The sequence below is a fragment of the Arthrobacter sp. UYEF3 genome (assembly GCF_040546245.1).
GTDB lineage: Bacteria > Actinomycetota > Actinomycetes > Actinomycetales > Micrococcaceae > Arthrobacter.
This window is the reverse complement of sequence record NZ_JBEPNK010000002.1, coordinates 16,211-39,547: the sequence shown is the minus strand read 5'-3', so window position 1 is coordinate 39,547 and position 23,337 is coordinate 16,211. Positions and strand designations below refer to the sequence as shown.

The 23,337-nt window shown below is 66.3% G+C and carries 24 protein-coding genes; 15 read left to right on the top strand and 9 right to left on the bottom strand.

Annotated features, from left to right (window positions below; all coding sequences use genetic code 11):
• Positions 1 to 71 precede the first annotated feature (71 nt).
• From ABIB14_RS01620 to ABIB14_RS01605, 4 genes are all read right to left on the bottom strand, one after another.
• Positions 72 to 458, bottom strand: a complete 387-nt coding sequence (locus ABIB14_RS01620) for a hypothetical protein (RefSeq protein WP_354233592.1) — start codon at positions 456 to 458, stop codon at positions 72 to 74.
• The gene (fliS, locus tag ABIB14_RS01615; protein ID WP_354233591.1) at positions 451 to 981 is read right to left on the bottom strand and encodes a flagellar export chaperone FliS; all 531 of its coding nucleotides are present in this window, start codon (positions 979 to 981) and stop codon (positions 451 to 453) included. The genes ABIB14_RS01620 and fliS overlap by 8 nt, the downstream gene beginning before the upstream one ends.
• Positions 981 to 2,309 carry a flagellar filament capping protein FliD gene (gene fliD, locus ABIB14_RS01610; RefSeq protein ID WP_354233590.1) on the bottom strand — a complete coding sequence of 443 codons (1,329 nt, stop codon included), beginning with the start codon at positions 2,307 to 2,309 and terminating at the stop codon, positions 981 to 983. Before fliD ends, fliS begins: the two co-directional genes overlap by 1 nt.
• A gap of 189 nt (positions 2,310 to 2,498) precedes the next feature.
• The gene (locus ABIB14_RS01605; protein WP_354233588.1) at positions 2,499 to 3,341 is read right to left on the bottom strand and encodes a flagellin N-terminal helical domain-containing protein; all 843 of its coding nucleotides are present in this window, start codon (positions 3,339 to 3,341) and stop codon (positions 2,499 to 2,501) included.
• Between the two features lie 293 nt (positions 3,342 to 3,634).
• Between ABIB14_RS01605 and ABIB14_RS01600 the strand changes: the two genes are divergently transcribed.
• The 4 genes from ABIB14_RS01600 to ABIB14_RS01585 are packed head-to-tail and all read left to right on the top strand — an operon-like array spanning position 3,635 to position 6,857.
• Positions 3,635 to 4,123 carry a flagellar protein FlgN gene (locus ABIB14_RS01600; RefSeq protein WP_354233587.1) on the top strand — a complete coding sequence of 163 codons (489 nt, stop codon included), beginning with the start codon at positions 3,635 to 3,637 and terminating at the stop codon, positions 4,121 to 4,123.
• A gap of 10 nt (positions 4,124 to 4,133) precedes the next feature.
• Positions 4,134 to 5,579, top strand: a complete 1,446-nt coding sequence (flgK, locus tag ABIB14_RS01595; RefSeq protein WP_354233585.1) for a flagellar hook-associated protein FlgK — start codon at positions 4,134 to 4,136, stop codon at positions 5,577 to 5,579.
• A 4-nt stretch (positions 5,580 to 5,583) separates the two neighbouring features.
• Entirely contained in the window at positions 5,584 to 6,468 is an 885-nt protein-coding gene (gene flgL / locus ABIB14_RS01590) for a flagellar hook-associated protein FlgL (protein WP_354233583.1), read from the top strand.
• A complete protein-coding gene (locus ABIB14_RS01585; protein ID WP_354233581.1) occupies positions 6,465 to 6,857 on the top strand; it encodes a flagellar assembly protein FliW in 393 nt (130 codons plus the stop codon). The genes flgL and ABIB14_RS01585 overlap by 4 nt, the downstream gene beginning before the upstream one ends.
• Positions 6,858 to 6,879: 22 nt before the next feature.
• On the opposite strand, the gene ABIB14_RS01580 is transcribed toward ABIB14_RS01585, so the two are convergent.
• The 3 genes from ABIB14_RS01580 to ABIB14_RS01570 all read right to left on the bottom strand — a co-directional run bounded on the left by ABIB14_RS01580 (position 6,880) and on the right by ABIB14_RS01570 (position 9,695).
• Positions 6,880 to 8,433 carry an HNH endonuclease signature motif containing protein gene (locus ABIB14_RS01580; RefSeq protein ID WP_354233580.1) on the bottom strand — a complete coding sequence of 518 codons (1,554 nt, stop codon included), beginning with the start codon at positions 8,431 to 8,433 and terminating at the stop codon, positions 6,880 to 6,882.
• 123 nt (positions 8,434 to 8,556) lie between these two features.
• Positions 8,557 to 9,078 carry an AMIN-like domain-containing (lipo)protein gene (locus ABIB14_RS01575; protein WP_502909584.1) on the bottom strand — a complete coding sequence of 174 codons (522 nt, stop codon included), beginning with the start codon at positions 9,076 to 9,078 and terminating at the stop codon, positions 8,557 to 8,559.
• Positions 9,079 to 9,392: 314 nt separating this feature from the next.
• Positions 9,393 to 9,695, bottom strand: coding sequence for a DUF4193 domain-containing protein (locus ABIB14_RS01570; protein WP_354233579.1), 303 nt, complete (start codon positions 9,693 to 9,695; stop codon positions 9,393 to 9,395).
• A 141-nt stretch (positions 9,696 to 9,836) separates the two neighbouring features.
• Between ABIB14_RS01570 and ABIB14_RS01565 the strand changes: the two genes are divergently transcribed.
• The 4 genes from ABIB14_RS01565 to ABIB14_RS01550 all read left to right on the top strand — a co-directional run bounded on the left by ABIB14_RS01565 (position 9,837) and on the right by ABIB14_RS01550 (position 11,424).
• A complete protein-coding gene (locus tag ABIB14_RS01565) occupies positions 9,837 to 10,040 on the top strand; it encodes a hypothetical protein (protein ID WP_354233578.1) in 204 nt (67 codons plus the stop codon).
• A gap of 6 nt (positions 10,041 to 10,046) precedes the next feature.
• Positions 10,047 to 10,184, top strand: coding sequence for a hypothetical protein (locus ABIB14_RS01560; protein WP_354233577.1), 138 nt, complete (start codon positions 10,047 to 10,049; stop codon positions 10,182 to 10,184).
• Positions 10,185 to 10,431: 247 nt separating this feature from the next.
• Positions 10,432 to 11,070 (top strand): TetR/AcrR family transcriptional regulator, encoded by a 639-nt coding sequence (locus ABIB14_RS01555; protein ID WP_354233575.1) that lies wholly within the window; start codon positions 10,432 to 10,434, stop codon positions 11,068 to 11,070.
• A gap of 150 nt (positions 11,071 to 11,220) precedes the next feature.
• Positions 11,221 to 11,424: a hypothetical protein gene (locus ABIB14_RS01550; RefSeq protein ID WP_354233574.1), complete on the top strand. Its 204-nt coding sequence runs from the start codon at positions 11,221 to 11,223 to the stop codon at positions 11,422 to 11,424.
• 42 nt (positions 11,425 to 11,466) lie between these two features.
• On the opposite strand, the gene ABIB14_RS01545 is transcribed toward ABIB14_RS01550, so the two are convergent.
• Complete coding sequence (locus ABIB14_RS01545; protein ID WP_354233573.1) at positions 11,467 to 12,708, bottom strand: NAD(P)/FAD-dependent oxidoreductase; 1,242 nt, start codon at positions 12,706 to 12,708, stop codon at positions 11,467 to 11,469.
• A 74-nt stretch (positions 12,709 to 12,782) separates the two neighbouring features.
• Here ABIB14_RS01545 and ABIB14_RS01540 point away from each other — a divergent pair, with 74 nt between their 5' ends.
• Entirely contained in the window at positions 12,783 to 14,498 is a 1,716-nt protein-coding gene (locus ABIB14_RS01540; protein ID WP_354233572.1) for a sialidase family protein, read from the top strand.
• Here ABIB14_RS01540 and ABIB14_RS01535 read toward each other — a convergent pair.
• Entirely contained in the window at positions 14,495 to 15,424 is a 930-nt protein-coding gene (locus ABIB14_RS01535) for a DUF4862 family protein (protein WP_354233571.1), read from the bottom strand. The two genes, ABIB14_RS01540 and ABIB14_RS01535, sit on opposite strands and share 4 nt — an antisense overlap.
• Positions 15,425 to 15,610: 186 nt before the next feature.
• On the opposite strand from ABIB14_RS01535, the gene ABIB14_RS01530 reads away from it, so the two are divergent.
• The 6 genes from ABIB14_RS01530 to ABIB14_RS01505 all read left to right on the top strand — a co-directional run bounded on the left by ABIB14_RS01530 (position 15,611) and on the right by ABIB14_RS01505 (position 23,292).
• Positions 15,611 to 17,269 (top strand): ABC transporter substrate-binding protein, encoded by a 1,659-nt coding sequence (locus ABIB14_RS01530; protein ID WP_354233569.1) that lies wholly within the window; start codon positions 15,611 to 15,613, stop codon positions 17,267 to 17,269.
• Between the two features lie 115 nt (positions 17,270 to 17,384).
• Positions 17,385 to 18,341 carry an ABC transporter permease gene (locus ABIB14_RS01525; RefSeq protein WP_354233567.1) on the top strand — a complete coding sequence of 319 codons (957 nt, stop codon included), beginning with the start codon at positions 17,385 to 17,387 and terminating at the stop codon, positions 18,339 to 18,341.
• A 3-nt stretch (positions 18,342 to 18,344) separates the two neighbouring features.
• A complete protein-coding gene (locus ABIB14_RS01520) occupies positions 18,345 to 20,435 on the top strand; it encodes a dipeptide/oligopeptide/nickel ABC transporter permease/ATP-binding protein (protein WP_354233565.1) in 2,091 nt (696 codons plus the stop codon).
• A gap of 2 nt (positions 20,436 to 20,437) precedes the next feature.
• Positions 20,438 to 21,238: an ATP-binding cassette domain-containing protein gene (locus ABIB14_RS01515; RefSeq protein WP_354233834.1), complete on the top strand. Its 801-nt coding sequence runs from the start codon at positions 20,438 to 20,440 to the stop codon at positions 21,236 to 21,238.
• Between the two features lie 46 nt (positions 21,239 to 21,284).
• The gene (locus ABIB14_RS01510) at positions 21,285 to 22,199 is read left to right on the top strand and encodes a dihydrodipicolinate synthase family protein (RefSeq protein WP_354233564.1); all 915 of its coding nucleotides are present in this window, start codon (positions 21,285 to 21,287) and stop codon (positions 22,197 to 22,199) included.
• Between the two features lie 145 nt (positions 22,200 to 22,344).
• Positions 22,345 to 23,292: an ROK family protein gene (locus ABIB14_RS01505; RefSeq protein WP_354233563.1), complete on the top strand. Its 948-nt coding sequence runs from the start codon at positions 22,345 to 22,347 to the stop codon at positions 23,290 to 23,292.
• Positions 23,293 to 23,337 lie beyond the last annotated feature (45 nt).

The window sequence follows — 23,337 nt, the reverse complement described above, 5'->3', positions numbered from 1 at the left end:
TCAGCGCCGCGTTAGCGAAAAATGCGAAAGGTTTATTGCGCGTCTTTCCGGTCGGCCTGCCTGCGGCTGGTCTAGCCGTTCACGTCGAGGTAGATCGCCCCGGACTGACCGCCGACGCCGGGTACCGAGCTCACGGCGTGCAACTGCCGGGCCACGTCGTGTTTCGCCGCCTCCAGGCGCCGGGCCACCCGCTCCTGCGCCGCGGACAGCGCCATGGCCCGCCGCCGTGCCGAGGGCGGCAATGGCGTGTTGAGCGACGGCGGAGACCAGCGCTCGACGGGCAGCGCTGCCACCGGCTGAGCTGTCGCGGATAAGGGACCCAGCGGGTCCTTCAGCGTCTTTTCTGCGGAAACGACGGCCATCTCCAGGAGGTCCAGCACCCGGGACCAGGCCTGGAGGGCGGAGTCGGCTGTTGGCTCCGTGGCACGGGGGTCCTCCCAGTACGCGGGCTCAGCCAAAACCGAGGCTCCCGCCAGCTGCGCCGGGCTGAGTGTTCCAGGCACCGGCTCCCGCAAAGGCGGACGACGACGGCGCTCCCGCGGCGGCCGCTGGGGCCGGCCGGGCGGCGGGGATGGCCGCGGCGGCGTCGTGCCAGGCTTGGCGTAGAGGCTCCAGCAGTTCGATTGCTTCCCTGGTCAGGGCAGCGTCGCGCTGGATGTTGGCGTTGACCAGGGCAGTGAAAGCGTAGTTGTAAAGCCCCAGCAGGCCGTCGGCGCCGTCCCAGGCGTCGGTCTTGAGCGAGGAAATCAGCTCCGCGATGATGGCCTGGCCGTGCAGGAGGTTCTCCGAAGCGACCGGCCAGTTGGCGGCTTGCTGCGCGGTCTCGGCGCGGCCGAGGTCCAGCAGGAGCCGGTCGTAGAGCATGGTCAGGAGCCGGGCCGGCGGCGCCGAGAGGACCGAGTCCGCGAGGTACTGGTTGCGCTGGGCCGCGCTGCCGCTTCCGTAGCCGCCGATGCCGTTTCCAAAGGGGTTACTGGTCATTACTTACTGCTCCCGCCGGAGAGGCCCGCGAGTTGCGAAGTGAGCCAGGACTGTTGCGCCTTCATGTTGCTCATTGCCACTTCAAGGGCCGAGTAGGTGCTTTTCAGCGTTGCCTGGCGGGAAGCCAGCCGGGTGTCCCAGTCGCTGATTCGGTTAGCAAGATCGCTGACTTCGGACTGCTGGCCGGTGATGGTCTTGGTCAGGGTGCCGTCGTACTTGTCCGAGGCGGTGTTGGCTGCGGCGGCGATGCGCCCGGCGATTTCCTGCACCCTGGCGGCCGTCCCAGCCGGATCGGCGGCGAGGGCGGCGCCGAACTTGGTGGCATCGAATTCCATGGTGCCGGTCTTGGTGATGCTGATGCCGATTTCCGACGGCGACCGCGGCGGGGTTCCCACCGGCAGCGAAGCGGCCGAGAGAATGTTCTGGTTCACCGAGCGGACCGTGCTGTCACCGGCGAAGATCCCGGCTGATGTCTTGGATCCGGTGGTGCCGGTAGTGGTGCTGACCGCCGTCCTGGCGGCCACGAAGGAGAAGATGCCGTTCACCCCGGCGACAAGGTCCGAGGCCATCTTCGTGATTCCCGCGTCGTCGCGGCCCACCGTGAGGGATACCGGGGCCGCACTGATTTCCTTAGCGGTGACGGAGACGCCGGGGAGGAGATCCGTGAACGTGTTGGTCGAGGACTTTACCGTCTGGGCCGCGGTGCTGCCCGGCCAGAGTGAGATCTCCGCGTCCTGGGCGGCCTTGACGTCGGTGAACGTCGTTCCCGGATCACTGATGGTGAAGGCGCCTGCTGCGCCCGACTTCGTCGCGGTGAACTGGAGCCGGAAGTCTCCGCCGCCCACGTCCACCTTAGTGGCAGTGACGCCCGCACCCGCGGCGTTGACCGCGGTGACCACGTCGTCGAGGTTGCTCGAGAGCGGCTGGATTGTATACGGGGTACCGCCGCTGTTGATGGTCATGGTCGTGTACGGCCAGCCCGTCACGGCATTCACCTTGGGCGTCACGGTGACCTGGGTTTGGGCTAACTTGGTGACCTGGAAATCGAGGGAGCCCGCTTTGGCCGCTGCGGTGGTGGTGGCGACAACCTTGTCGCTGCTAGTGCTGGCGGTGAAGAGATCGAGGGCGCCGGGCTTGGCGGCGGCGGTGGCCTGCATCGCCAGGGCGGCGACTTTGCCGTTGAGCCCCTGGAGCGCGGACACCATGGTCTGGATGTCGTAGGACTTGTTTTTGAGCAGGGTCTGCGGGAGGGCTTCGGACTGCATGATGGAGCCGATCAGGGCGGTGGTGTCGAGCCCGCTGGCCAGTCCGTCGAGTGAAATTCCCATCGCTGCCGCTCCTTGCTGCTAATAAATGCTGATCCCGCTGCTGTTTCGAAAGTACTGATGCTGCACGTAAGGGCCGGACGATGGTTTTGGCATCGTCCGGCCCTTCCGCAGCGTGGTGATCGGGGGTAAGTCTTCGTCTGATCAGGGTGGCAGACTGACCTCTGTGGCTGCCCGTCTGCCGGCTCAGGCCTAGCGCAGAAGCGAAAGAACGCCCTGGCTGGACTGGTTGGCCTGGGCCAGCATTGCGGTGCCGGCCTGGGACAGGATGTTGGCCTTGGTGAACTTGACCATTTCCTGAGCCATGTCAACGTCGGCGATGCGGGACTGAGCGGCCTGCAGGTTCTCACCGGCAACGTTCAGCGACTTAATGGAGTGCTCGAGGCGGTTCTGGGTTGCACCCAGGTCTGCGCGCTGGGCGGAGACGGCCTTGATGGCGGTGTCGATGGTGCCGATCGTGGTCTGCGCGTTGCCAGCCGTGGTCACGTCGAACCCGGCATTGGTAGTGCCGGCAAGGGTGCCCAGGGTGCCGGTGGAGCTGGTGTCGACGAGCGAGACGGAGATCGAGTCGTTGGTGCCGCCGCCGGTGCCGACCTGGATCTTCAGTGTCTTTGCAGAGTCCAGGGTCGTGATGCCGTTGAAGTTGGTGCCCTTGGTGATGCGGTCCAGCTCCTGACCGAGGGCGGTGCCTTCGGACTTGATGGCGTTGCGGGCGTCGGTGTTGTTCGTGTCGTTGGCGCCCTGGACCGCGAGGTCACGCATGCGCTGCAGGATCGAGTGAACCTCGGTCAGGGCGCCTTCAGTGGTCTGGATGACCGAGATGCCGTCCTGGGCGTTGCGGGCGGCCTGGGCCGAACCGGTGACCTGTGCCTTGAGGCCCTCGGAGATGGACAGGCCCGCTGCGTCATCGCCGGCGCGGTTGATGCGCAGGCCGGTGGACAGCTTCTCCAGTGACTTGGAAAGGTCAGTCTGCGTGGCGTTGAGGTTGCGGTAAGAGTTGTTTGCCGCGAGGTTGTTGTTAATAACGAAGCCCATGGTATTTCCTCCGTGAGTTGGGACTGTAAGCGATGGCCCATCCGTGGGCCTTCACGAGTAGCTATCGCCACTTGGGATGCTCGGGTAAGGAGAAATCCCAAATTCTTTTCGGAATTTCCCGGCCTCCAAGACCCGCGTGTTATCACCCTTATTCCTGCTAACGGGTGCGGAAATCCTGCCGATAGTTTGTACGAACCCTGCTGCAGGCTGCATCGTCCGCACGATGATTAGTCGCCTCGGCGCGCCTTACAAGCCACCGCACCATTCACACACCCGAGGGAGCCCTCCGGACTATGGCCATCCACGAACTTTCTGCCCTGCTGTGGCGGGAGCGTGAACTTCTGGACGTTCTGACTTTCAAGCTGGAAGAAGAACAGCTGCTGCTCACCTCCGGTAAATCCCGGTGGCTGCCGCACGGCACCAAGGAAGTCGAACAGGTCCTGGGCCACCTCTCCCAAGCGAGCCTGGCCCGCACCATCGAGGCCGCCGTCGTCGCCGAAATGTGGGGCCTGCCCACCGACGCGACACTCGGCGAACTCGCAGCCGCAGCCCCGGAAGGGGCCTGGGCCGAAGTCCTCACCGCGCATTTGACGGCCTTGACCCGCCAGACCGCCCTGATCAAGGAGCTGCGGGATTCCAACGAGCAGTACCTGCGCACCGCGGTCCGCTCCACCCAGGAGTCGCTAGCCGATCTCAACCCCACAGTGGCAGCCGGCACCTACGATGCGCGCGGCAAGACCGGCGAATCGGCCGGCTCCCGCCTCTTCGACCAGCAATTCTAAGGAAGCGACCATGAGCACCTTCGGCGCCCTGAACACCGCCTACCGCGGACTGACTGCCGCCCAGCAAGGCATGAACGTGGCCGGCCAGAACATCGCCAACGCTGCCACTGAGGGCTACACCCGGCAGCGGGTCGAACAGTCTTCGCTGGCCGCGCCCGCCCGCGGCCTCTTCAGCGGCGGCGCGCTCCAGCCCGGCCAGGGCGTCTCGGTGGACGCCATCGCCCGCCTCGGCAACACCTTCCTCGACGGCAGTGTCCGCTCGGCCGGAGCCCAGGCAGGCTACGCGAATGTCCGTTCCTCGGCCCTGCAGGGCATCGAAGGTGTCCTCCAGGAACCCGGCGACAACGGCATCTCGACCTCCCTTCAGCAGTTCTGGTCCGCCTGGCAGGGCGCGGCCAACCAGCCCGCCGAAGACGGCCCGAAGGGGCTGCTGTTGAACGCGACCAACTCAGTTACGGACAAGATCTCCTCCGCTTACCAGACACTGCAGGGGCAGTGGAGCGGCGTCCGGGCACAGGCTGCGGACGCCGTCGACGCTGTCAACGCCGCAGCCACGCAGGTGGCGGCCTACAACGCCACCATCCGCTCCACTGTCGCCGCCGGCGGCTCCGCGAACGAACTGATCGACGCCCGCGCCAAACTCACCGAAACCATTTCACGCCTGGCTGGCGGCACGGTGCGCGAACAGGCCGACGGCACGGTGGAAGTCCACGTCGGCGGCAACGCCCTCGTAATGGGTACCTCGGTCCGGGCCCTTGAACTCTCCGGCAGCCAGGCGGGAGATGCCCTCGGGTCGACGGTGCAGCTGCTCTGGAAGGACACCAAGAGCGCGGCCGCGCCCGACGGCGGCGAAATCGCGGGCGCCCTGTCCGTGCTGGCTCCGGCGGCTACCGCGCCTTCGACTCCCGGCTCCGGCGGCGCAATTGCCGAGGCAGCCGAGTCGTTCAATAACTTCGCTACCGCGCTCGCGAAGTCCGTCAACGACGTCCACAAGAATGGCCAGCTTCCCAACGATGCGCTGGGCAATCCCGGCGCCACAGGTCAGGACTTCTTCACCTTCAGTGGGACCGGACCCGCCGCCCTCAGCATCAAGAGCCCTGCGACCACCGGCGGCATTGCGCTCAAGACGTCGGGCCAAGGCGCCCTCGATACCAGCATCGCGGATAAGATTTCCCAACTCGGCACGGGCGCGGGCTCACCGGACAAGGTCTGGTCCGGCATTGTCACCGGCATTGGTGTGCAGTCCCGCGGGGCCCAGCAGCACGAAGCACTCAGTTCCGCTGCCCGGGCTTCTGCGCTGACCAGCCGAGCCTCGCAGGCCTCGGTGAGCCTGGACGAAGAAAACGTAAACCTGCTGACCAACCAGCATGCCTATCAGGCGGCGGCTCGCGTGATGACCGCCGTCGACGAGGCGCTGGATGTCCTGATCAACCGCACCGGATTGGTAGGAAGGTAGAACCATGCTGAACCGAGTCACCAACCTGACCATGAGCGCAAACGCCCAGCGGACGCTGCAGTTCCAGCAAGCCAAGCTGGCCGAGCTGCAGGACAAAGCCTCCTCGCTCAACAAGATTTCCCGCCCCTCGGACGACCCGGCCGCCACGGCCCAGGCTCTGGCCACGCGTTCTCTTCAGGCTGCCAACTCCCAGTACGGCCGGAACATCGATGACGGCAACACCTGGCTCACGGCGGCGGATACGGCACTGGAGCAGGCGACCAACGTGATGCACCGGATCAAGGACCTCACCGTCCAGGCCGGCAACGGCTCGCTGCCGCAGTCGGGCAAGGACGCAATCGCTGCGGAGCTGGAGTCTCTGAACAAGGACCTTGTCTCCATCGCCAACTCCAAGCACCTGGGCCGGAACATCTTCGCCGGTAACTCCGACGCCGACATGATTTACACTGGTACCCCTCCCGCGCTCGACGGCCTGCCCGCCAGCCCGGTTGAACGACGCATCAGCGCCACCCAGGCCGTCCGGGTTGACGCCGACGGCAAAGCGATCTTCGGCAGCGGCACAGGCTCGGTCTTCGACACCATCAGCAAACTGGCGGCAGACCTGCGCGCGGGCAAGGATGCGACACCCTGGAGCTCCAACGTGGACAAGGGCTTTAAGGACATCGTCAACGGCCGTGCTGAAATTGGAACACGGCAGGCACAGCTGGAACGTGCCGGCAACGTCAACACCGAAATGGAGGCTTCCTTGGACGCCCAGCGGACCGGGATTGAAAAAGCAGACCTCGGCAGCGTGATCATGGACCTGAAGCTCCAGGAAACCAACTACCAGGTGGCCCTGGCCGCCACGGCACGGGTCCTGCAGCCCACCCTGATGGACTTCCTCCGATGAACTCCGTCCTCAGCAGCACCCCGGTGACATTTACCGCCCCCATGCCCGGGCTCGAGAACGTCCACGACTTCGCCCTGCGGAACATCGACAGCGCCCCGGGCCTGTTCGCCCTCGAGGCCGAACACCCCGTTCCGGTGCGCCTGTTCCTCGCCGACGCCGCAATCTTCGTTCCGGGCTACGCGCCGCGGGTTCCTGCCGCTGCCCTGGCAGCCTTGGAAATCGGCGACGGCGAGGAGCCCCAGGTGCTGGTGGTGGTCAACCACTCCCCCACGTCAACCACTGTGAATCTGATGGCGCCGATCGTGTTCAACCCGGCCAACCGGCGCTGCACCCAACTCGTGCTCGACGGCAAGGAATACCCGCTGCGGGCGGAACTCGGCGCGCTCTAGATACTTCGAAGCGCTCCAGACGCTACGCAACTTGCAGTGGCGGCGCGGAGATGAATTCATACCAGTCCGGGAAGGGGTCCGGGGGCAATTCCAATTCGGGATCGCGCCCGGGGTCAGGGGGCAGGCCATCGTCGCTCCCGTCAGCTGTGTTCATTAATCCGTTCGGCCAGTGGGGTGGTTCCCAGTCCTGGTGTTCGCTGGGGTAGTGCCGGCCCGACGGCGCGGTCCAGCCGGGCGGGTGGTCTTTGCTGGCCCCGGCGGGTGTCCAGGCGGAGCTGTGTTTCAGGCCGTGGTGTTTGCGGCAGGGCTGGCCCAGGTTGGTGATGCCGGTGGCGCCGCCGTCGGCCCACGCCAGCAAATGGTCCGCCTCGTTATCCAAAGACTGGTTGTTGCAGCCCGGGAACGGGCACTTACCGTCCCGCAGCCGGAGCCACTGCCGCAGGGCCTTCGGGACACGGTAACTCGTTCGCCCGATCTCCAAGGGCGCCCCGTCCCGCGGGTCGGTCAGGACGCGGTAGAACGACTCGGCGCCGTCCGTGACCAGGCGGCGGGCCATCGACGGCGGGATCGGACCATACCCGTCGAGCACGGCCGGCTCCTCCGTGGCGCCGAGCAGCGACAGGGCCGGGACGGTGATCAGGACCTGCGCCCGCGGCGACGGAACCCCGGCAACATCGCCCGACAAGTCCCCGCCGGCCGCGGCACCGTCCGCGCCCGTCCCGCCGTCGGGCATTCCGTTGGTGAGGAGCCAGGTCGCGGCGACGTCGGCGCGGAGCTGGGTGAGCGTCCTAGCCTCGTCCGGTCCCTGCAGGCTCCGGGCGGCGGCGGTGGTCCGTTCCCAGATCCCCGCGGCGGTGGCGGCGGGGAGGTAAGCCGAAAGCCAGGCCATGCCGTCCCGGTCCGGCGCGTACTCGACCCGCCGGTCCGCGGCGCACTTGGTGTGGCGGATTTCCATGCTGACCGGGTGGTGGCGTTCCCGCCAGGTCCGGGCCTCCGCCCTGAATCGGCCCGGCACCAGCTCCCCGGCCGGGCAGCCCCGAGCCGGCTCCGGCGCGGCGGCGTCCAGGAAATGCGCCTCAAGCGCCGCCGCACCGGCCGGATTCAGACCGGACGTTTCGTCCACCATGATCCGGGCGTGCTGCCAGGACATCGTCCCGGCATGCAGGGCCGTCAGAGTCAGCGGCAGCACCGTCGTCAACGCCAGGGATTCAGAGATCAGGGCGCTGGCGGCCCGTTCGCTGACGGTCAGGACGCAGGCGACCTCGGCGACCACAGCCATCTCCTGGCAGGTGCGTTCCTGCGCGGAGACTGCCGGTGACGCGAGGGCCTCGGCCGCTTCCACGTACTCGGCGGCCAGCCTGACTTTCAGCGCGGCGAACCGGGACTCACCCCGGGCGACCTCGGCCAGACCGGCCAAGCACGCCTCAGCCCGAGCACGCAACGGATCGGCGTCCCGCCAAAGGTCAGCCCCGGCACCGGGCCCGGCCTCCGCCAAAGCAACGAGCGCGGCGGCGGACGCGGCGACAGCCGCCACCGCCTCCCTGCTCTCCGCACTCAATGCCGCGCTGCCTTCCATACCCAAAGACTACGAGCAGCCACCGACATTAAAGACGTGACTGGGTCTGTTGGCCGCGCGGATCTGCCATCGACTGAAACCCCAGGGAGGGGCTTGTCTTCGCCGTTGCCGTCGCCGTCGGCCTCACCAATAGTGCGCGACGTCAATCACCAGTCGCGAACCGGCGTCGGGCCCGGCCAGGGTCAGGACCCGGAACGGCAGCCTTGCCCGGACTCCGATCCCCAGGCTGGTGTAGCCCTCGAAGCTGCCGGCCCACGCCACCTGCCGGAGAGTCTGGTAGCCGCCGACGTTGCTCAGCTCGCCTTTGTCACCCGGGGCGTAGGTCGGCTTGCCGGCGTCGTCGTAAGCGGGCGCATTGACGGTGAGCTGGAGGAAGGCCTGGCCCCGCAATGGGATGGGCAGTCCGGAACCGTCCTGCGCCACCTTCGACACGTACCGCACCGTGTAACCGGCCACCGGTCCGTTGAGGTCAATGACGAGGCGGTCAAAGCAGTAGTGCTGGCCGGTCCGGACGTTGACCACCTTTGCCTGGCTCATGGCGGCGTCGGCCTTGGCCCGCGACCCCCACTCGAGTCCGCAGTATGGAGCCGCCGCTGCAGGCCCGGGTGCCAGGAGCCCCAGCCCTGCGGCCATCAGCACGGCCATCAACCAAACGGTGAGTTTCTTTCCACGGATCCCGGTCACTCGGACCGCCTCCTCCAGTCATGCAGACAACCCCGGTCCAGACACCTCAAGCCTAGGTTTGCGCACCTCCGTTGACGAGGTCCGGATCAACTTTGGCGTCCAACCGTTAGCCTGAAACGGCCCAGATCACGAATGGGGATCTGATCATGATTTCGGCACTGCCAGGGGTACGGCAAAGCGCCGGATCCCTGGGATATCCGACGCTTTGCTGGGGGTAGTTCGAGATACTTAGAAACGAGCCCGGTCAGGCGGGCTGGCACGCGCTGGAAAGCTGTTTAGCCTTCGCAGTCGCGGCAGTACTTCTGGCCGTTCTTTTCCTTGGCGACCTGGGACCGGTGGCGGACCAGGAAGCAGGAGGAGCAGGTGAATTCATCGGACTGCTCGGGAACAACAATGACGGTCAGTTCTTCGCCGGAGAGGTCGGCGCCGGGAAGGTCGATGCCTTCGGCAGTGTCGTTCTCGTCGACGTCGATAACAGCGGTCTGGGCGCCGCCGCCGCGGGATGCCTGAAGGGCCTCCAGAGATTCAGCGGGAGACTCTTCTTCTGTCTTGCGTGGGGCGTCGTAATCGGTAGCCATAGCGGGGTTCACTTTCGTTGCTGCACTGCGCCATTTCAGGCACCTCAGTGAAGCAGTTTAGGGCATCAAGCTAGGAGTTGAAACATACTGTGTTTAGTGCGACATTCCGCGGCGCTTGGCTAAGCAATCCCGGAGGCAATCATGGCTACCAAACTAAGCAAGAAGGCCCTCGCCCGCGCCCGACGGCTGGTGAAGCACGGAAACGTCCAGCGCGATACCCGGGGCGATTGGAGCGAGGACGCACCGTCCGCCGAGCAGGAGAACAAATTCATCGAAAAAAGCGGATTCGAGGAGTTCGCCAACTGGCATCTGGGACTGGACCCGGACGCCTCCGAAGGAACCTAGGGCAGCGTGACATTCCCGTTCGGTGGTTTCAAGAAAATCCACCGTTGCGCTGTCATATCGCTCGAGAGCCGGGCCGCACAACATGGCCACGACGACATCGCCGAAGGGGCAAAGAAGCGCCTCGAAGAGATCGACGCGGACTAGGTCCGTCCTCGCCCGCTCAAGCCACCGAACGGGGGTCCCGGCCAACTCGGCGTGTTGCTGCTGGACGGCCGCCATCACCGACGGGCAGGCCGGGTCGAAGTATTCACGCAAGGCAGTCACGGCTCATCGCTCGGATTCGCCTCATTCATAGGCACAAACTCCGCCGCCGGTGCCGGACGGTCAAAGGCCCATCACCCGCCGCCACCTGGCGTTTGTGCAAATATGCACTGGTGCATAAAATTTCTGCGTGACTGGACGCGGCACGGCAGCTCAAGGACCGTCGCTCCGGGAGCGCCATAAGGGCGAGACTTGGACGGCGATCCACGAGGCCGCCGCCGACGCGGCGTTGGAGGGCGGCCTGGGGTCCGCCACTGTGGAGGCAATTGCGGAGCGCACCGGCATCTCGCGCCGGACCTTCTTCAACTACTTCCCCACCAAGGAGGATGCCATCCTCGGGCTCCGGGAACCCGCTTTGGCCGCGGACGCCGTCGCCGAGTTCCGCGCTGGAAACCGGTCGCCCGTCGGCGACGCCGTTCACCTGATGGCCGCAGCGATGCGGGCCGCCGGTCTTGGCAGCATGACCGACTCGCGGATGCGCAGCGTACTCCTGGCCGTGCCGGCACTGACGACCCGCCTCAAGCAGCACGTCACGGAGGTGCACCAGTTGGTCGAACCCGTCATTTCTGAACGGCTGGCCGCTGATGCCGTAGATCATTCGGACTTGCCGGCGGACCACCAGAAGCATGTGGAGGTGGTGAAACTTCTCGCGGGCACCATCCTGAAGCACGCTTACGCCACAGAGTTGGCCGCCGTCGTGGCCGGCGATCCGGCCGCCCTGGACCGGGCGGTTGACGCCTTCAGAACGGTCTGCCGCACGGAGCTCTGAGGGCTTTCGGCGTAAGGACCAAGCGGGAGTTGGGGTACGCGCCCCCTGCCCGGTTGACTGTTGCAGTCCCCCCAGCGGACCTAAGCTGATGACACAGGGACTGGTTGCCGGTCCCGGCAGCAGGTTCACCAAGAGCGGAGAGGCGAGCTAATGAGCGAAGAGCCCAAGCAGGAGAAGTTCGAGAAAGAAGTCGACGCCCTCGAGGATGCACAGCCTACCCAGGAGTTTGAGCGCCAGGTCAGCGGCGAGGAGTGGCACGGGGATGCCGGCGATCAAGCCAATGACCTGCGCGAATACGAAGAGGAATTGCAAATCCGCGAGCAGTCACGCCACCCGGAGGATCCGAAGAAGTAGCCTTTAAGGCCTCACCCGGGCCGGTCTTCCCGGGATGGAAGGTCAGTCCGGCCGGCCGACGACGACCTGCGCAGGACTGTGGGTGACGTAGCCGTTGAGCCAGGAAAACAGTGCGCGGACCTTTTGCTGGAATCCGGACAGCAGGGCGAGGTGCACCAGGAGCCAGGACATGAAGGCCAGCGGCCCCTGCAGCGGGATGCGTTTCCGGCCGATCTCGGCAACCGCGGCGCCCCGTCCGATCATCGCCATGTAGCCCTTGTCAAAGTATTCGAAGGGCCGGCGGTCACCGCCGTTGAGGTCTGCGTAGATGTTGCGGGCAGCCCATTTACCGGCCTGCTGTGCGACGGAGCCCAGCTGCGGGAGCTTGGTCCCGGTCGAGTCGGTCATGTTGGCGGCGTCCCCCAGGACGTACACACCGTCGACATCAGGTGCGGTCAGGTCGGGGCGTACATCGATGCGCCCGCCACGGCCCTGCGTCAGGCCGGAGCCGGTGAAAATCTTGCCGGCCTTCAGACCTCCAGCCCACACCACCACCCGGCCGGGAATGACGGTCCCGTCCACGAGGGTCACGCCGTCGGCGCGGACCTCGGAGACCCCCACGCCCAGATGCAATTGCACCCCGATCTTCGTCAGGCGTTTTTTGGTGTACTCCTGCAAATCTGTCGAAAATGCATTGAGAACTGTCGGGATCATATCCACCAAGTGGACACGGCACCGGGCCGCGAGTTCCGGCGAATAGTACTTCGGCACCACGAACTTGACGTTTTCCGCCATGGCACCGGCGGTCTCCACACCCGTGGGGCCGCCGCCGACCACGACGACGTCGACGGACCCGTGAGCTTCCCCGTCTGCCTCGTCCAGCAGGTGGGTTAGCTTGGAACCCAGGCGGGTCGCATCGGTCACCGAATATAGCGGGAAGGCATGTTCGTCGGCCCCCGGCGTATTAAAGAAGTTCGCTACCGCACCGACCGCAAGCACCAGGATTTCCGCCCGGAAGGTGTCGCCGTCGGCCGTGGTGACGGTGCGGTTGGCGGCGTCGAACGTCGCGACATCGGCGGTGAGCACGCGCACCTGCCTGAGCCGGCGGAACACGGAACGAAGCGGCCGCGCGATGGCCGACACCCCGATTTGGGACGTCGCGACCTGGTAAAGGAGCGGCTGGAACTGGTGGTAGCTGTTGGAATCGATAAGCAGCACCTTGACGCCCTTGCGGCCAAGTTCTTGGGCTGCCGTCATGCCCGCGAACCCGCCTCCGACCACGATGACCTGATAAGAATCGTCCATTCGAGCAACCTACTCCCCCTCGAGCCGGCACAACAGTACCGAAGGAAACGCCGGTCACCGCCTACGATGTACGTATGACATCCCACCTCCTCCCCGCGGCGGGTGCTGCCATCCCGCTGGCCGCTCCCGACGTCGAACACGTCCTCGCGGTCCGCGGCGTCGGCGGCTACCGGCAATACCGGATTCCCGCCTTGGCGGTGTCCGTGCGGGGAACGGTGCTGGCGGCCTACGACGGGCGGCCCAACCTGGATGACCTTCCCAGCCCGATCGATCTGCTGCTGCGCCGCAGCACCGACAGCGGGCGGACCTGGGGCAGCCAGCAGGTGGTGCGCACCGGCGTCGGGCTTAGCGGCTTCGGTGACCCGAGCCTTCTGGTCGATGCCGAAACCGGACGGATTTTCATGTTCCACGCCGCCGGCACGCGGGCCGGTTTCTTCGAAGCCAGGGCCGGGCTGCAGCCCGAGGATGATGTCCAGCACTGCGATCTCAGCTTCTCCGACGACGACGGCGTGACCTGGGGGCACCGGCGGATCACCGGGCAACTGAAGCTGCGCCCGGCCACCGGAGGCGCGGAAGACCGGGCGATCACCGGGATCTTCGCCTCGGCCGGCCAGGGCGTCCAGATCCATGCCGGGCCGTTCCGGGGCCGGCTGGTGCAGCAGTTTGTCGTTCTGGCCGGCGGCGGGATCATGGCAGCGTCCGCCTACAGCGATGACCACGGCGAGAACTGGGTGCTCGGGGACCTCATCGGTGCCGGGCCGGACGGCATCGGCGCCAACGAAAACAAGGTGGCCGTCCTCGCGGACGGCCGGCTGCTCCTGCATAGCCGGGCCACTCCGCGCCGGCTGGCGGCGGTGTCGGACAACGGCGGCCAGAGCTGGAGCCCGTTGCGGCCGGTGGAGGATCTGCCGGATCCAAGCGACAACGGTTCGCTGGTGCGTTTTGACGGTCTTCCAACAGTGACGGCCTTCGCCTCCGAGACCACCGCGGCCTGGCTGCTGGCCAGCAACAATCAGGACGAGCAGCTGCGCCGCAACACGGTCCTCAGCCTCTCCCCCGACAATGGGCTGACCTGGCCCGCGAAGCTTTGCGTGTGCCCCGGAAGCTCCGCGTATTCGACGGCTGCGCGACTGCCGGACGGCAACATCGGGGTCTTCTATGAGCGGCAGGGGTACCGCGAAATCGTCTTCATCTCCGTTCCCGCCAAACAGCTTTCCGACCAGCTCGACGCTCCACAGGATTCTCCACCGCCCCGAGCCGATCCCGACGCCGCGCGCGGCCTGGTGTTCGACATGGAACTGCGTTCCATCACTCCGGGCCGGCCCGCCGTCTGGCAAGACGCCGGGGAATCCCACATCATCGCCTCCGAGGCCGGCGACTGGGGGGTGCACACCTGGAAGGAAATCGGTCAGGGCTACTCACCGGATGCGGCCCAGGTGCTGGGCACCCGGGAGGCGCAGGATCTGAATTACGGGCCGATCATCCCCGGCTATAAGGCGGGCGACATCCTTGCCTTTACCGGACGGGTCCGGAATGGAGGCTCCCGGGCGGCAATTGCTGCGCGGCTGAGCGGGCCGGGAGCCGCGGCATTCCCGCCGTCCGACCTTTCCTCCGGCGAGGAAGCCCTCTATTTCACCCCGACCTACACGGTGACGGAACAGGATGTGGCCCGGGGCGCCCTCACCCTCACCTTCAGCGTGAGTGCGGCCGTGGGGTCCGCGGAGGTGCGGCTCGGGCGAGCATTCCATTTCGACATGGCAACGGGCGCGGTTCAGGCGGCGGAGGGTTAGGGCCGTTGAGGGTCGCCGCCGGCCCGGGCTGCGCCGGTGATCAGCGTGCACATTTGCCGCAGCCGCTCGACACGGTCCCCGGGGGACACCGCGTCCTGCGGGAGTCCGATCTTGAACCCTGTGATCGGCAGTTCGCCGGCTTCGCGGAGACAGCGGGCGATCTCGCCGCCGGTGAGCAGGGAACTGGCCGGCGCTCCCTGGACCTCGACGGCGGGAAGATGCGCATCGATCCACGGGTAACCGAACTCTGTCGGTTCGGGTGAGCAGCCGGAGAACATGAGCCCGCCGAGGACACCTGCCTCGCGGGCGTACCTGAGGTGGTCCGCGGCCGTATGGCTCTGTCCGGTTTCGATAACTGACCGGGCCCAGTTGACCAGGACTGAGATGTCCTCCCGGCCCTGGTCCCGGAGGCCCCTGACCACCTGGACCTCCTCCTCGAAGGAGAGGAACCCTTTCTCAGGGACACTGCCGGCCCGCGGTGCGTCGCAGTGCTCGACGACGATCCCGGCACCCTGCCAGTCCCAGTCCAGTACCTCATTGAGTGATTCCGCGAAGGCCTCCGGAGACCCGTGATGCGGCGGTGCCGAATGCAGCTCAACCGCTTCGACCCGGTGGCCTGAGCTTACGAGGGCGCCCACGTAGTCCCGTATCCCGGCGACGAAGTCCAGGGCTGCCCTCCGCCCACCGGGGTTCCTTGAGGCAAGACCGAAGTGTTCATCCAAGGCCAAGCGCTGCATGGTTCCCGGGATTGAGGTCACCACCGCCGACCACGCCGCCGGGGCACCGGCGGGCCACGGATCCCCGCCCTCCGCCCGGTAGGGAAGTTCAAGTCCGCGGATCGACGGGATCCGGCCCAGTTCATCGAAAAACTGCCGCGCCAGCGGGCCGGTACTCTGGGCGGGGTAAGCGCCAACGATGAGCGACATGATGAATCTCCCTTGCCTATGTCCGACTAGACATAGGATATCCGATCTCATGCGCTGCAGAGATCCGGCGCCCCGTCGGGATTCGGGATTCGGGAGCCGGGATCGGGCCGCTTGACGAGGTGCTGTGACGCCCCTTACAGTTTCCTTACGAGCATCGGACGTCCTACATCCGATATACAGATTGGAATGGTGAGGCATCATATGAGCAAGACCATCAAAAACCTGCCGTTGGCCACTGATGCCAGCCGCCGGAGCTTTCTCAAGCTGACCGGTGCCGTGAGCGCCGCTGCGGCGTTCGCCAGCTCCCTGGCCGCCTGTGGTGCCCCTGCCGCGACCACCACGGGCGCGGGCGGGACCACGGCCCCGATCAACAAAGACCTCACCATTGAGGCGGGCATCTCCTACGCCCTTTCCACCGGCTTCGATCCGCTAACCTCCTCCGGTGCCACCCCGCTGGCAGCCAACCTGCATGTCTTCGAGGGCCTCGTGGAGCTGCACCCGGCGACCCGGGAGGCCTACAACGCGCTCGCTGCCGCGGACCCGAAGATGGTCACCCCCACCACCTATCGGGTCACCCTCCGCGAGGGTGCGAAGTTCCACAACGGCACCCCGGTCACCGCAGAGGACGTCGTGTTCTCCTTCACCCGCATCATGGACCCGGCCAACAAGTCCCTCTTCTCCCAGTTCATCCCGTTCATCAAGGACGTCAAGGCCGTCGACGCGAAGACCGTCGAATTTTCATTGTCGTACGCATTCCCCGCGTTCCCGCAGCGCATCTCCGTTGTGAAGATCGTGCCCAAGGCCCTGACCAACTTCCCCGTCGGCTCCGACCAGCTCAAGGCTTTCGACGCCAAGCCGGTTGGCACCGGTCCGTACAAGCTGATCTCCGCGGTCAAGGACGACAAGATCGTGTTCGAGGCGAACGCGGACTACAACGGACCGATGCCCGCCCTCGCCAAGGGCATGACCTGGCTGCTGCTCTCCGACGCCGCCGCCCGCGTCACTGCAATGCAGTCCGGCCGCGTGCAGGCAATGGAGGACGTCCCGTACCTGGACATGGACGGGCTGAAGTCCAAGGCCACAGTGGAATCCGTGCAGTCTTTCGGGATGCTGTTCCTGATGTTCAACTGCGCCAAGGCCCCGTTCGACAACAAGCTGGTCCGCCAGGCCCTGCATTACGGTCTGGACAAGGACTCGATCATTAAGAAGGCGCTGTTCGGCAACGCCAAGGCCGCCAGCTCCTACTTCCAGGAAGGGCACCCGGATTACGTCAAGGCCAAGAACGTCTACGGCTACGACGCCCAGAAGGCAGCCGACCTGCTCAAGCAGGCGGGCGTGACCAACCTGGAATTCGAACTCCTGACCACCGACACCGCCTGGGTCAAGGACGTTGCCCCGCTGATGCTGGAATCCTGGAACAAGATCCCCGGCGTCAAGGTCAGCCTGAAGAACCTGCAGTCCGGCGCTTTGTACAGCGACCGTGTCGGCAAAGCCGATTTCTCCGTCGTGGCGGCCCCGGGCGATCCGTCCGTGTTTGGCAACGACGCGGACCTGCTGCTGAGCTGGTTCTACGCCGGCGACACCTGGATGAAGGGCCGGGCCTACTGGGCCGCAACCCCGGAGCGCGCGAAGCTGGTGGACCTGATGGCCAAGGCCGGACAGTCGGCCCCGGCTGACGCGAAGAAACTCACCGGCGATATTGTGGACCTCGTCTCCGAGGAGCTCCCGCTCTACCCGATCTTCCACCGCCAACTCCCCAGCGCGTGGGATGCGAAGAAGCTCAGCGGATTCAAGCCACTGCCCACCACCGGGGTGTCCTTCGTCGGCGTCGGCCGCACGGCCTGATTCGGCCCCCGAACTAGGTGGAGGCGCTGTTCCCCCCGCAGCGCCTCCACCTTCCCGCCCTGCCCGTTGACGCAGCCGACACTGCGCCAACTTCCCAAGAATTCCGGAGACAACATTGGTCACCATATTGCGTCTGCTCGGCCGCAGGCTCGCAGCACTGCCACTCATGGTCCTGGGCATCACCCTGCTGGTCTTCCTCGTCCTGCAGGCGGCGCCTGGCGACCAGGCCAGCAGCGCTCTCGGCGACGGCGCCAGCGCGGAAGCCAAGGAACAGTACCGCCAGGACAACGGGCTTAACGATCCCCTCTTCCTGCAGTATTTCCGGTTCCTCGGCAGGCTGCTCCAGCTGGATCTCGGCGTGACCACTCCCCCGGCGAAATCGGTGGCGGCGATGATCGGCACGGCTTTCCCGCTGACGCTCCAGCTCACCTTCCTCGGCGTCCTGATCGCGATAGTCCTGTCCCTGGCCTTCGGGATCGTCGGCGCGCTGTACCGGGACAAGTGGCAGGACCAGGTGGTCCGGGTCTTCTCGATCGCCGCGGTCGCCACCCCCTCCTTCTGGCTGGGCATCCTGCTCATCCAGTGGTTCGCCCTGGGCAGCGCTCCCCTGTTCCCCTCGGGCGGCATCGCGACGCCGGAGTCCGGCTTCGGCGGGTGGCTGAATTCGATGGCGCTGCCCGCCCTGGCCCTGGGGATCCCGGTCTCCGCTTCGTTGATCCGGGTAGTCCGCACGTCCATGGTCGAAGAACTGGACCGGGACTACGTCCGCACGGCCATCGGCAACGGCGTCCCCTACCGCGAGGTGGTCTCCAAGAACGTGCTCCGCAACGCCCTGGTCACCCCGGTCACCGTGCTGGGCCTGCGAATCGGCTACCTGCTCGGCGGCGCCGTCGTGATCGAAATGATCTTCGCCCTGCCGGGCATGGGCCAGCTGATCCTCAACGGCATCACCAACCTGGACGTCAACCTGGTGCAGGGCGTGGTCCTGACCATCTCCGTCACGTTCGTTCTGGTGAATATCGCCGTCGATCTGCTCTACCTGCTTATCAACCCCCGAATCAGGACGGTCTGACCCATGCGCAGCAAACTCGCTGAACGCCTGAGCGCCCCGGGAATCCGGTTCAAGGCACTGCCTTGGAGCTCCCGCTCCGCCCTCGTCTTCCTGGTGGTCATCATCGCCGCCGCCATCTTCGCGCCGTTCATCGCCCCGCACGATCCGCTGGAAACCTTCATCCCGGCGACGGCACCGGGCGGCGAGCACCTGTTCGGCACTGACCGGCTGGGCCGCGATATCTTCTCCCGCCTGCTCTACGGCTCCCAGTCCTCCCTGATGATCGGACTCGGCGCGGTGGCGCTGGCCGTGGCGGCCGGAGCACTGCTCGGTTCCCTCGCCGCCACTTCCAGCAAGGCCGTGAACGAGCTGATCATGCGGCTCATGGACATCCTGATGGCCTTCCCGGGGATCGCCCTGGCCGCCGTGCTGCTGGCCGCATTCGGCAACTCAGTCCCCACCATCATCATCGCCATTGCGGTCATCTACACCCCGCAGCTGGCACGCGTGGTCCGCGCCAACGTGCTCTCCCAGTACGGCGAAGACTACGTCCGGGCCGAGCGTGTGATCGGCGCGGGCCGCTTCTACATCCTGCTCAAGCACATCGTGCGGAACACCGCGGCTCCGGTCCTGGTGTTCGCCACCGTCATGGTGGCCGACGCCATCATCCTGGAGGCCTCGCTGTCCTTCCTGGGCGCCGGCGTCCAGGACCCCGCGCCGTCCTGGGGCAACGTGATTTCCTACGGCCGCAACCTGGTCCTCTCCGGCGGCTGGTGGGCCACGACGTTCGCCGGTCTCACCATCCTGCTCACCGTGCTGGCCCTGAACATCCTCGCCGAGGGCCTCACCGATGCCATGGTGAACCCGAAGCTCCGGCGCGCGCCGGCGGTGAAGGACGACGACGGTTCCACCGCCGCGGCCGTCGCCGTCGACACCGAGATCGGCACCTCCGTGGCCCAGGGGTCAGTGGTCGAACAGCATGAGCTCGACGGCGTACGTGGCGCCTCCGGCGACGCGATTCCAGAAGCCGGGCTGCTGTTGGACCGGAACGCCGCCCTCGCCAACCCGCACGCCCTGCTCGACCGGGAACTGAAACTGCTGGCCGCCGTCGAAGCCACCCGCACCGACCGGCTCGCCCAGGTCCCGGCGGGGGCCCGGCCGGTCCTGGCGGTCAAGAACCTCTCCATCCGCTTCCCCGGCCGCTTCGGCGACACCCCCATTGTGGACAACGTCTCCTTCACCGTCCGCGAAGGCGAAACCATGGGACTCGTGGGCGAATCCGGCTGCGGAAAATCCATCACCTCCCTCGCCGTCATGGGACTCCTGCCCAAGACCGCGAAAATCTCCGGTTCCATCACCTTCGACGGCAAGGAACTGCTCGACCCGGTTAACGGAATCAGCAACGCGAAGGCCTACGAAGGGCTCCGCGGCCAGCAGATCGCCATGGTCTACCAGGACGCCCTCAGTTCCCTGAACCCGTCGATGAAAATCAAGGACCAGCTGGAACAGCTGACCCGGCGCGGCGGCCGCAAGACCCCCACCGAGCTGCTCGAAATGGTCAAGCTCGATCCTGTCCGCACGCTGGCCAGTTACCCGCACGAGCTCTCCGGCGGCCAGCGGCAGCGCGTCCTGATCGCGATGGCCCTGTCCCGTTCGCCCAAGGTCGTGGTGGCGGACGAACCCACCACCGCCCTGGACGTCACCGTGCAGCACCAGGTGGTGGAACTGCTCAACGAACTGCGCGAGCAGCTGGGCTTCGCCATGGTGTTCGTCAGCCACGACCTCGCCCTGGTGGCATCGCTCGCGCACCGCATCACCGTGATGTACGCCGGACAGGTGGTCGAATCGGCGCAGGCTTCCGCGCTGCTGCAGAACCCGAAGCATGAGTACACCCGCGGCCTGCTCGGCGCCGTCCTCTCCATCGAGGCCGACGCGGTCCGCCTGCACCAGATCCCCGGCACCGTACCGTCGCCCAACGCGTTCGCCGCCGGCGACAGGTTCGCCTCCCGTTCCCTGCGGTCCGACGCCGACCCGGACCAGCGACTGGTCCTGACCCCCGTCAGCGGCAACGCCGACCACTACTGGGCCAGCCACCTTAAGGAGGACGCCAAGTGAGCATGTCAGCCGCCACCCCCGTGATCGAACTGAAGAACGTCAAGGTCCACCACCGGGCACGGACCGGCGGGTTGTTCCGGCCCAACATCGTCAAGGCCGTCAACGGTGTGGACTTCAGCATCAGCCGGGGCGAGACCGTCGGCATCGTGGGTGAATCCGGGTGCGGCAAGTCCACCCTGGCCGCCGTGCTCGTGGGCCTCCAGACGCCTACCTCCGGCGACGTCCTCTTCCGGGGCAGGCCCGCCATCAAACGGAACGCCGCCCTGCGCAAGGAATTCGGCCGCTCCGTCGCCGTGGTCTTCCAGGACCCTGCCACGGCGCTGAACCCGCGCATGACAATCCAGGACATCCTCACCGACCCGCTCCAGATCCACGGAATCGGGACGGCAGCTTCCCGTTCCGCCAAGGTCAAGGAACTCCTGGCCCTGGTCGGGCTGCCCCAGTCCGCGGCCGAGGTCACGCCCTCGCAGGTCTCCGGCGGACAGCGCCAACGGGTGGCCATCGCCCGCGCCCTGGCGCTGGATCCGGACATCATCGTCGCGGACGAGCCGACGTCGGCGCTGGACGTTTCCGTCCGCGCCCAGGTACTGAACCTGCTCTCGGACCTGAAGACGCAGCTCAACCTGGGGATGGTGTTCATCTCGCATGACATCCAGACCGTCCGTTACGTCTCGGACCGGATCTGCGTCATGTACTTCGGCGAAATCGTGGAAGAAGGAGCCGCCGCCGAAGTTTTCGACAATCCCCGCAACGACTACACCAAGAAGCTGCTCGGCGCGGCGCCCAGCCTGTTGCACCCCTGATTTTTCGTTTCACCCCTTGTTCAATCCCCCATCATTGGAGTTTCCTGTGTCCACATTCCAGGGCGTTATCCCCCCGGTCGTCACCCCCCGCCACGCGGACGGCAGCATCGACACCGATTCGCTGAAAAATCTCACCCGGCACCTGCTCGACGGCGGCGTTTCCGGGCTCTTCGTCCTCGGCTCGTCCGGGGAGGTCCCCTATCTGACCAATGCCGAGCGCGAACTCGTCGTCAGCACCATCGCAGCGGCCAATGCCGGGACCGTGCCGCTGATCGTGGGCGCCAACGAACAGACCACCACCCGGGTCATCGACGAGGCCAAAAAAGTCATCGACCTTGGCGCCGACGCGATCGTGGTGACCTCGATGTACTACGCCATCGGCAACACGGACGAGACAGAAACCCACTTCCGTGCCATCCACGACGCCGTCAACACGCCGATCTTCGCCTACGACGTCCCCGTCCGCACCCACTTCAAGCTGCCCACCGAACTACTGGTCCGTCTCGGCCGCGACGGCGTGATCGCCGGCGTCAAGGACTCCTCGGGCGACGACGTCGGCTTCCGCCAGCTCCTGCTGGCGGCCCGCGACATCCCGAACTTCGACATTTTCACCGGCCACGAGGTCGTCGTCGACGGTGCTCTGCTCGGCGGCGCCCAGGGCGTTGTGCCGGGTCTGGGCAACGTGGACCCCCGCGGCTACCGCAACCTCCTCGACGCCGCAGCCGCGGGTGACTGGGCCAAGGCCGCCGCCGAACAGGACCGGCTGGCGGACGTGTTTGAGATTGTCTACACCCCCAACGGCCGCGTCTCCGGCGGCGCCGCGGGACTCGGCGCCTTCAAGACCGCTCTGCAGCTCATGGGCGTGATTGAATCCAACACCATGAGCACGCCCATGCCGGCGTTGAACGAGGACGAGACGACGGCAATCAAGGTCATCCTGGAACGCAACGGACTGGTCTAGTCTCCCCGGGGCGGCTGGCGACATTTTTCGGCTGCTGCGCTCGTTCCTCACGCAACAACGCAGCCTACAAAAATGCCATCCTCCGCCCCGCGCTTTGGCCGCACCCCGCTGAACCATGCTGTCGACATCCCTTGTTAGGACGAAAATGATGTACGCGATCGGTGTTGATCTTGGCGGTACTAAGACTGCTGCCGGGGTTGTTTCGGCGGCCGGGGAGGTGCTCTTCACCGAGGCCATTCCGACTCTGAACCGGGCCGGGGGCGGGGCGATCCTGGATACGACTGCGGTCCTGGTGTCGGGACTGCGGGAGCGGGCCGCTGCGGAGGGCATGTCCATCGGACGGGTAGGCATCGGCTCCGCCGGGGTTATTGATGCCGGGCGCGGGGTTGTGATTTCAGCTACGGATGCGATTCTCGGGTGGGCCGGGACGGAACTGACGGGTGGATTGGCCGCCCGGCTCGGTTTGGATCCGCAGGCTGTGCGGGCGGTGAACGATGTCCATGCGCATGCTCTCGGTGAGGCCTGGGCGGGTGCCGCCGCCGGCAGGGCGAGTGCCCTGCTGGTGGCCTTCGGCACCGGTGTCGGTGGCAGTTTTGTACTCGGCGGGCAGCCAGTCCTCGGGCACCGCTTCGTCGGCGGACACGTGGGGCACTTCGCTTCGCCTTATGCATTCCACGAAGGCGCCCCCGTGCCCTGCGTCTGCGGAGGAGCCGGGCACGTTGAGGCCATAGCCTCCGGGCCCGCTATCCGCGGGACATACTTGCGGTTGGGCGGCACAGCGGACGCACCGGACGCGCGGGCCGTCTTTGCCCTGGCCGGAGCGAACGACGCGACCGCCATCAAGGCTGTGGGCATAGGCGCGGGTGCGGCCGGGCAGGCCGTGGGCGGGCTCGCCAACATCCTGGACCCCGAAGTGGTCGTGGTGTCCGGCGGCCTGTCCGACGCCGGGGCGCCCTGGTGGCGCCCCATGGAACGCGCCCTCCGCGCGGAACTTCTGCCCGCGCTGGCCGACATCCCTGTCCTCCCGGCTAAACTCGGCAACGCTGCCGCCATGATAGGTGCCGCGCGCCTGGTCCTCACTTCCCCGTCCTGACACTATCTCCCTAAGCCCCTCGCCTAACCGCCCACCAAACTTTCA

Coding starts and splice junctions, on each gene's coding strand:
- ABIB14_RS01515 (WP_354233834.1), top strand. CDS start 20,438: ATGTCAGCCGCCACCCCCGTGATCGAACTGAAGAACGTCAAGGTCCAC.
- ABIB14_RS01600 (WP_354233587.1), top strand. CDS start 3,635: ATGGCCATCCACGAACTTTCTGCCCTGCTGTGGCGGGAGCGTGAACTT.
- ABIB14_RS01575 (WP_502909584.1), bottom strand. CDS start 9,078: ATGGCCGTGCTGATGGCCGCAGGGCTGGGGCTCCTGGCACCCGGGCCT.
- ABIB14_RS01550 (WP_354233574.1), top strand. CDS start 11,221: ATGAGCGAAGAGCCCAAGCAGGAGAAGTTCGAGAAAGAAGTCGACGCC.
- ABIB14_RS01580 (WP_354233580.1), bottom strand. CDS start 8,433: ATGGAAGGCAGCGCGGCATTGAGTGCGGAGAGCAGGGAGGCGGTGGCG.
- ABIB14_RS01585 (WP_354233581.1), top strand. CDS start 6,465: ATGAACTCCGTCCTCAGCAGCACCCCGGTGACATTTACCGCCCCCATG.
- ABIB14_RS01505 (WP_354233563.1), top strand. CDS start 22,345: ATGATGTACGCGATCGGTGTTGATCTTGGCGGTACTAAGACTGCTGCC.
- flgL (WP_354233583.1), top strand. CDS start 5,584: ATGCTGAACCGAGTCACCAACCTGACCATGAGCGCAAACGCCCAGCGG.
- ABIB14_RS01520 (WP_354233565.1), top strand. CDS start 18,345: ATGCGCAGCAAACTCGCTGAACGCCTGAGCGCCCCGGGAATCCGGTTC.
- fliD (WP_354233590.1), bottom strand. CDS start 2,309: ATGGGAATTTCACTCGACGGACTGGCCAGCGGGCTCGACACCACCGCC.
- flgK (WP_354233585.1), top strand. CDS start 4,134: ATGAGCACCTTCGGCGCCCTGAACACCGCCTACCGCGGACTGACTGCC.
- ABIB14_RS01535 (WP_354233571.1), bottom strand. CDS start 15,424: ATGTCGCTCATCGTTGGCGCTTACCCCGCCCAGAGTACCGGCCCGCTG.
- ABIB14_RS01540 (WP_354233572.1), top strand. CDS start 12,783: ATGACATCCCACCTCCTCCCCGCGGCGGGTGCTGCCATCCCGCTGGCC.
- ABIB14_RS01545 (WP_354233573.1), bottom strand. CDS start 12,708: ATGGACGATTCTTATCAGGTCATCGTGGTCGGAGGCGGGTTCGCGGGC.
- ABIB14_RS01570 (WP_354233579.1), bottom strand. CDS start 9,695: ATGGCTACCGATTACGACGCCCCACGCAAGACAGAAGAAGAGTCTCCC.
- ABIB14_RS01530 (WP_354233569.1), top strand. CDS start 15,611: ATGGTGAGGCATCATATGAGCAAGACCATCAAAAACCTGCCGTTGGCC.
- ABIB14_RS01565 (WP_354233578.1), top strand. CDS start 9,837: ATGGCTACCAAACTAAGCAAGAAGGCCCTCGCCCGCGCCCGACGGCTG.
- ABIB14_RS01605 (WP_354233588.1), bottom strand. CDS start 3,341: ATGGGCTTCGTTATTAACAACAACCTCGCGGCAAACAACTCTTACCGC.
- fliS (WP_354233591.1), bottom strand. CDS start 981: ATGACCAGTAACCCCTTTGGAAACGGCATCGGCGGCTACGGAAGCGGC.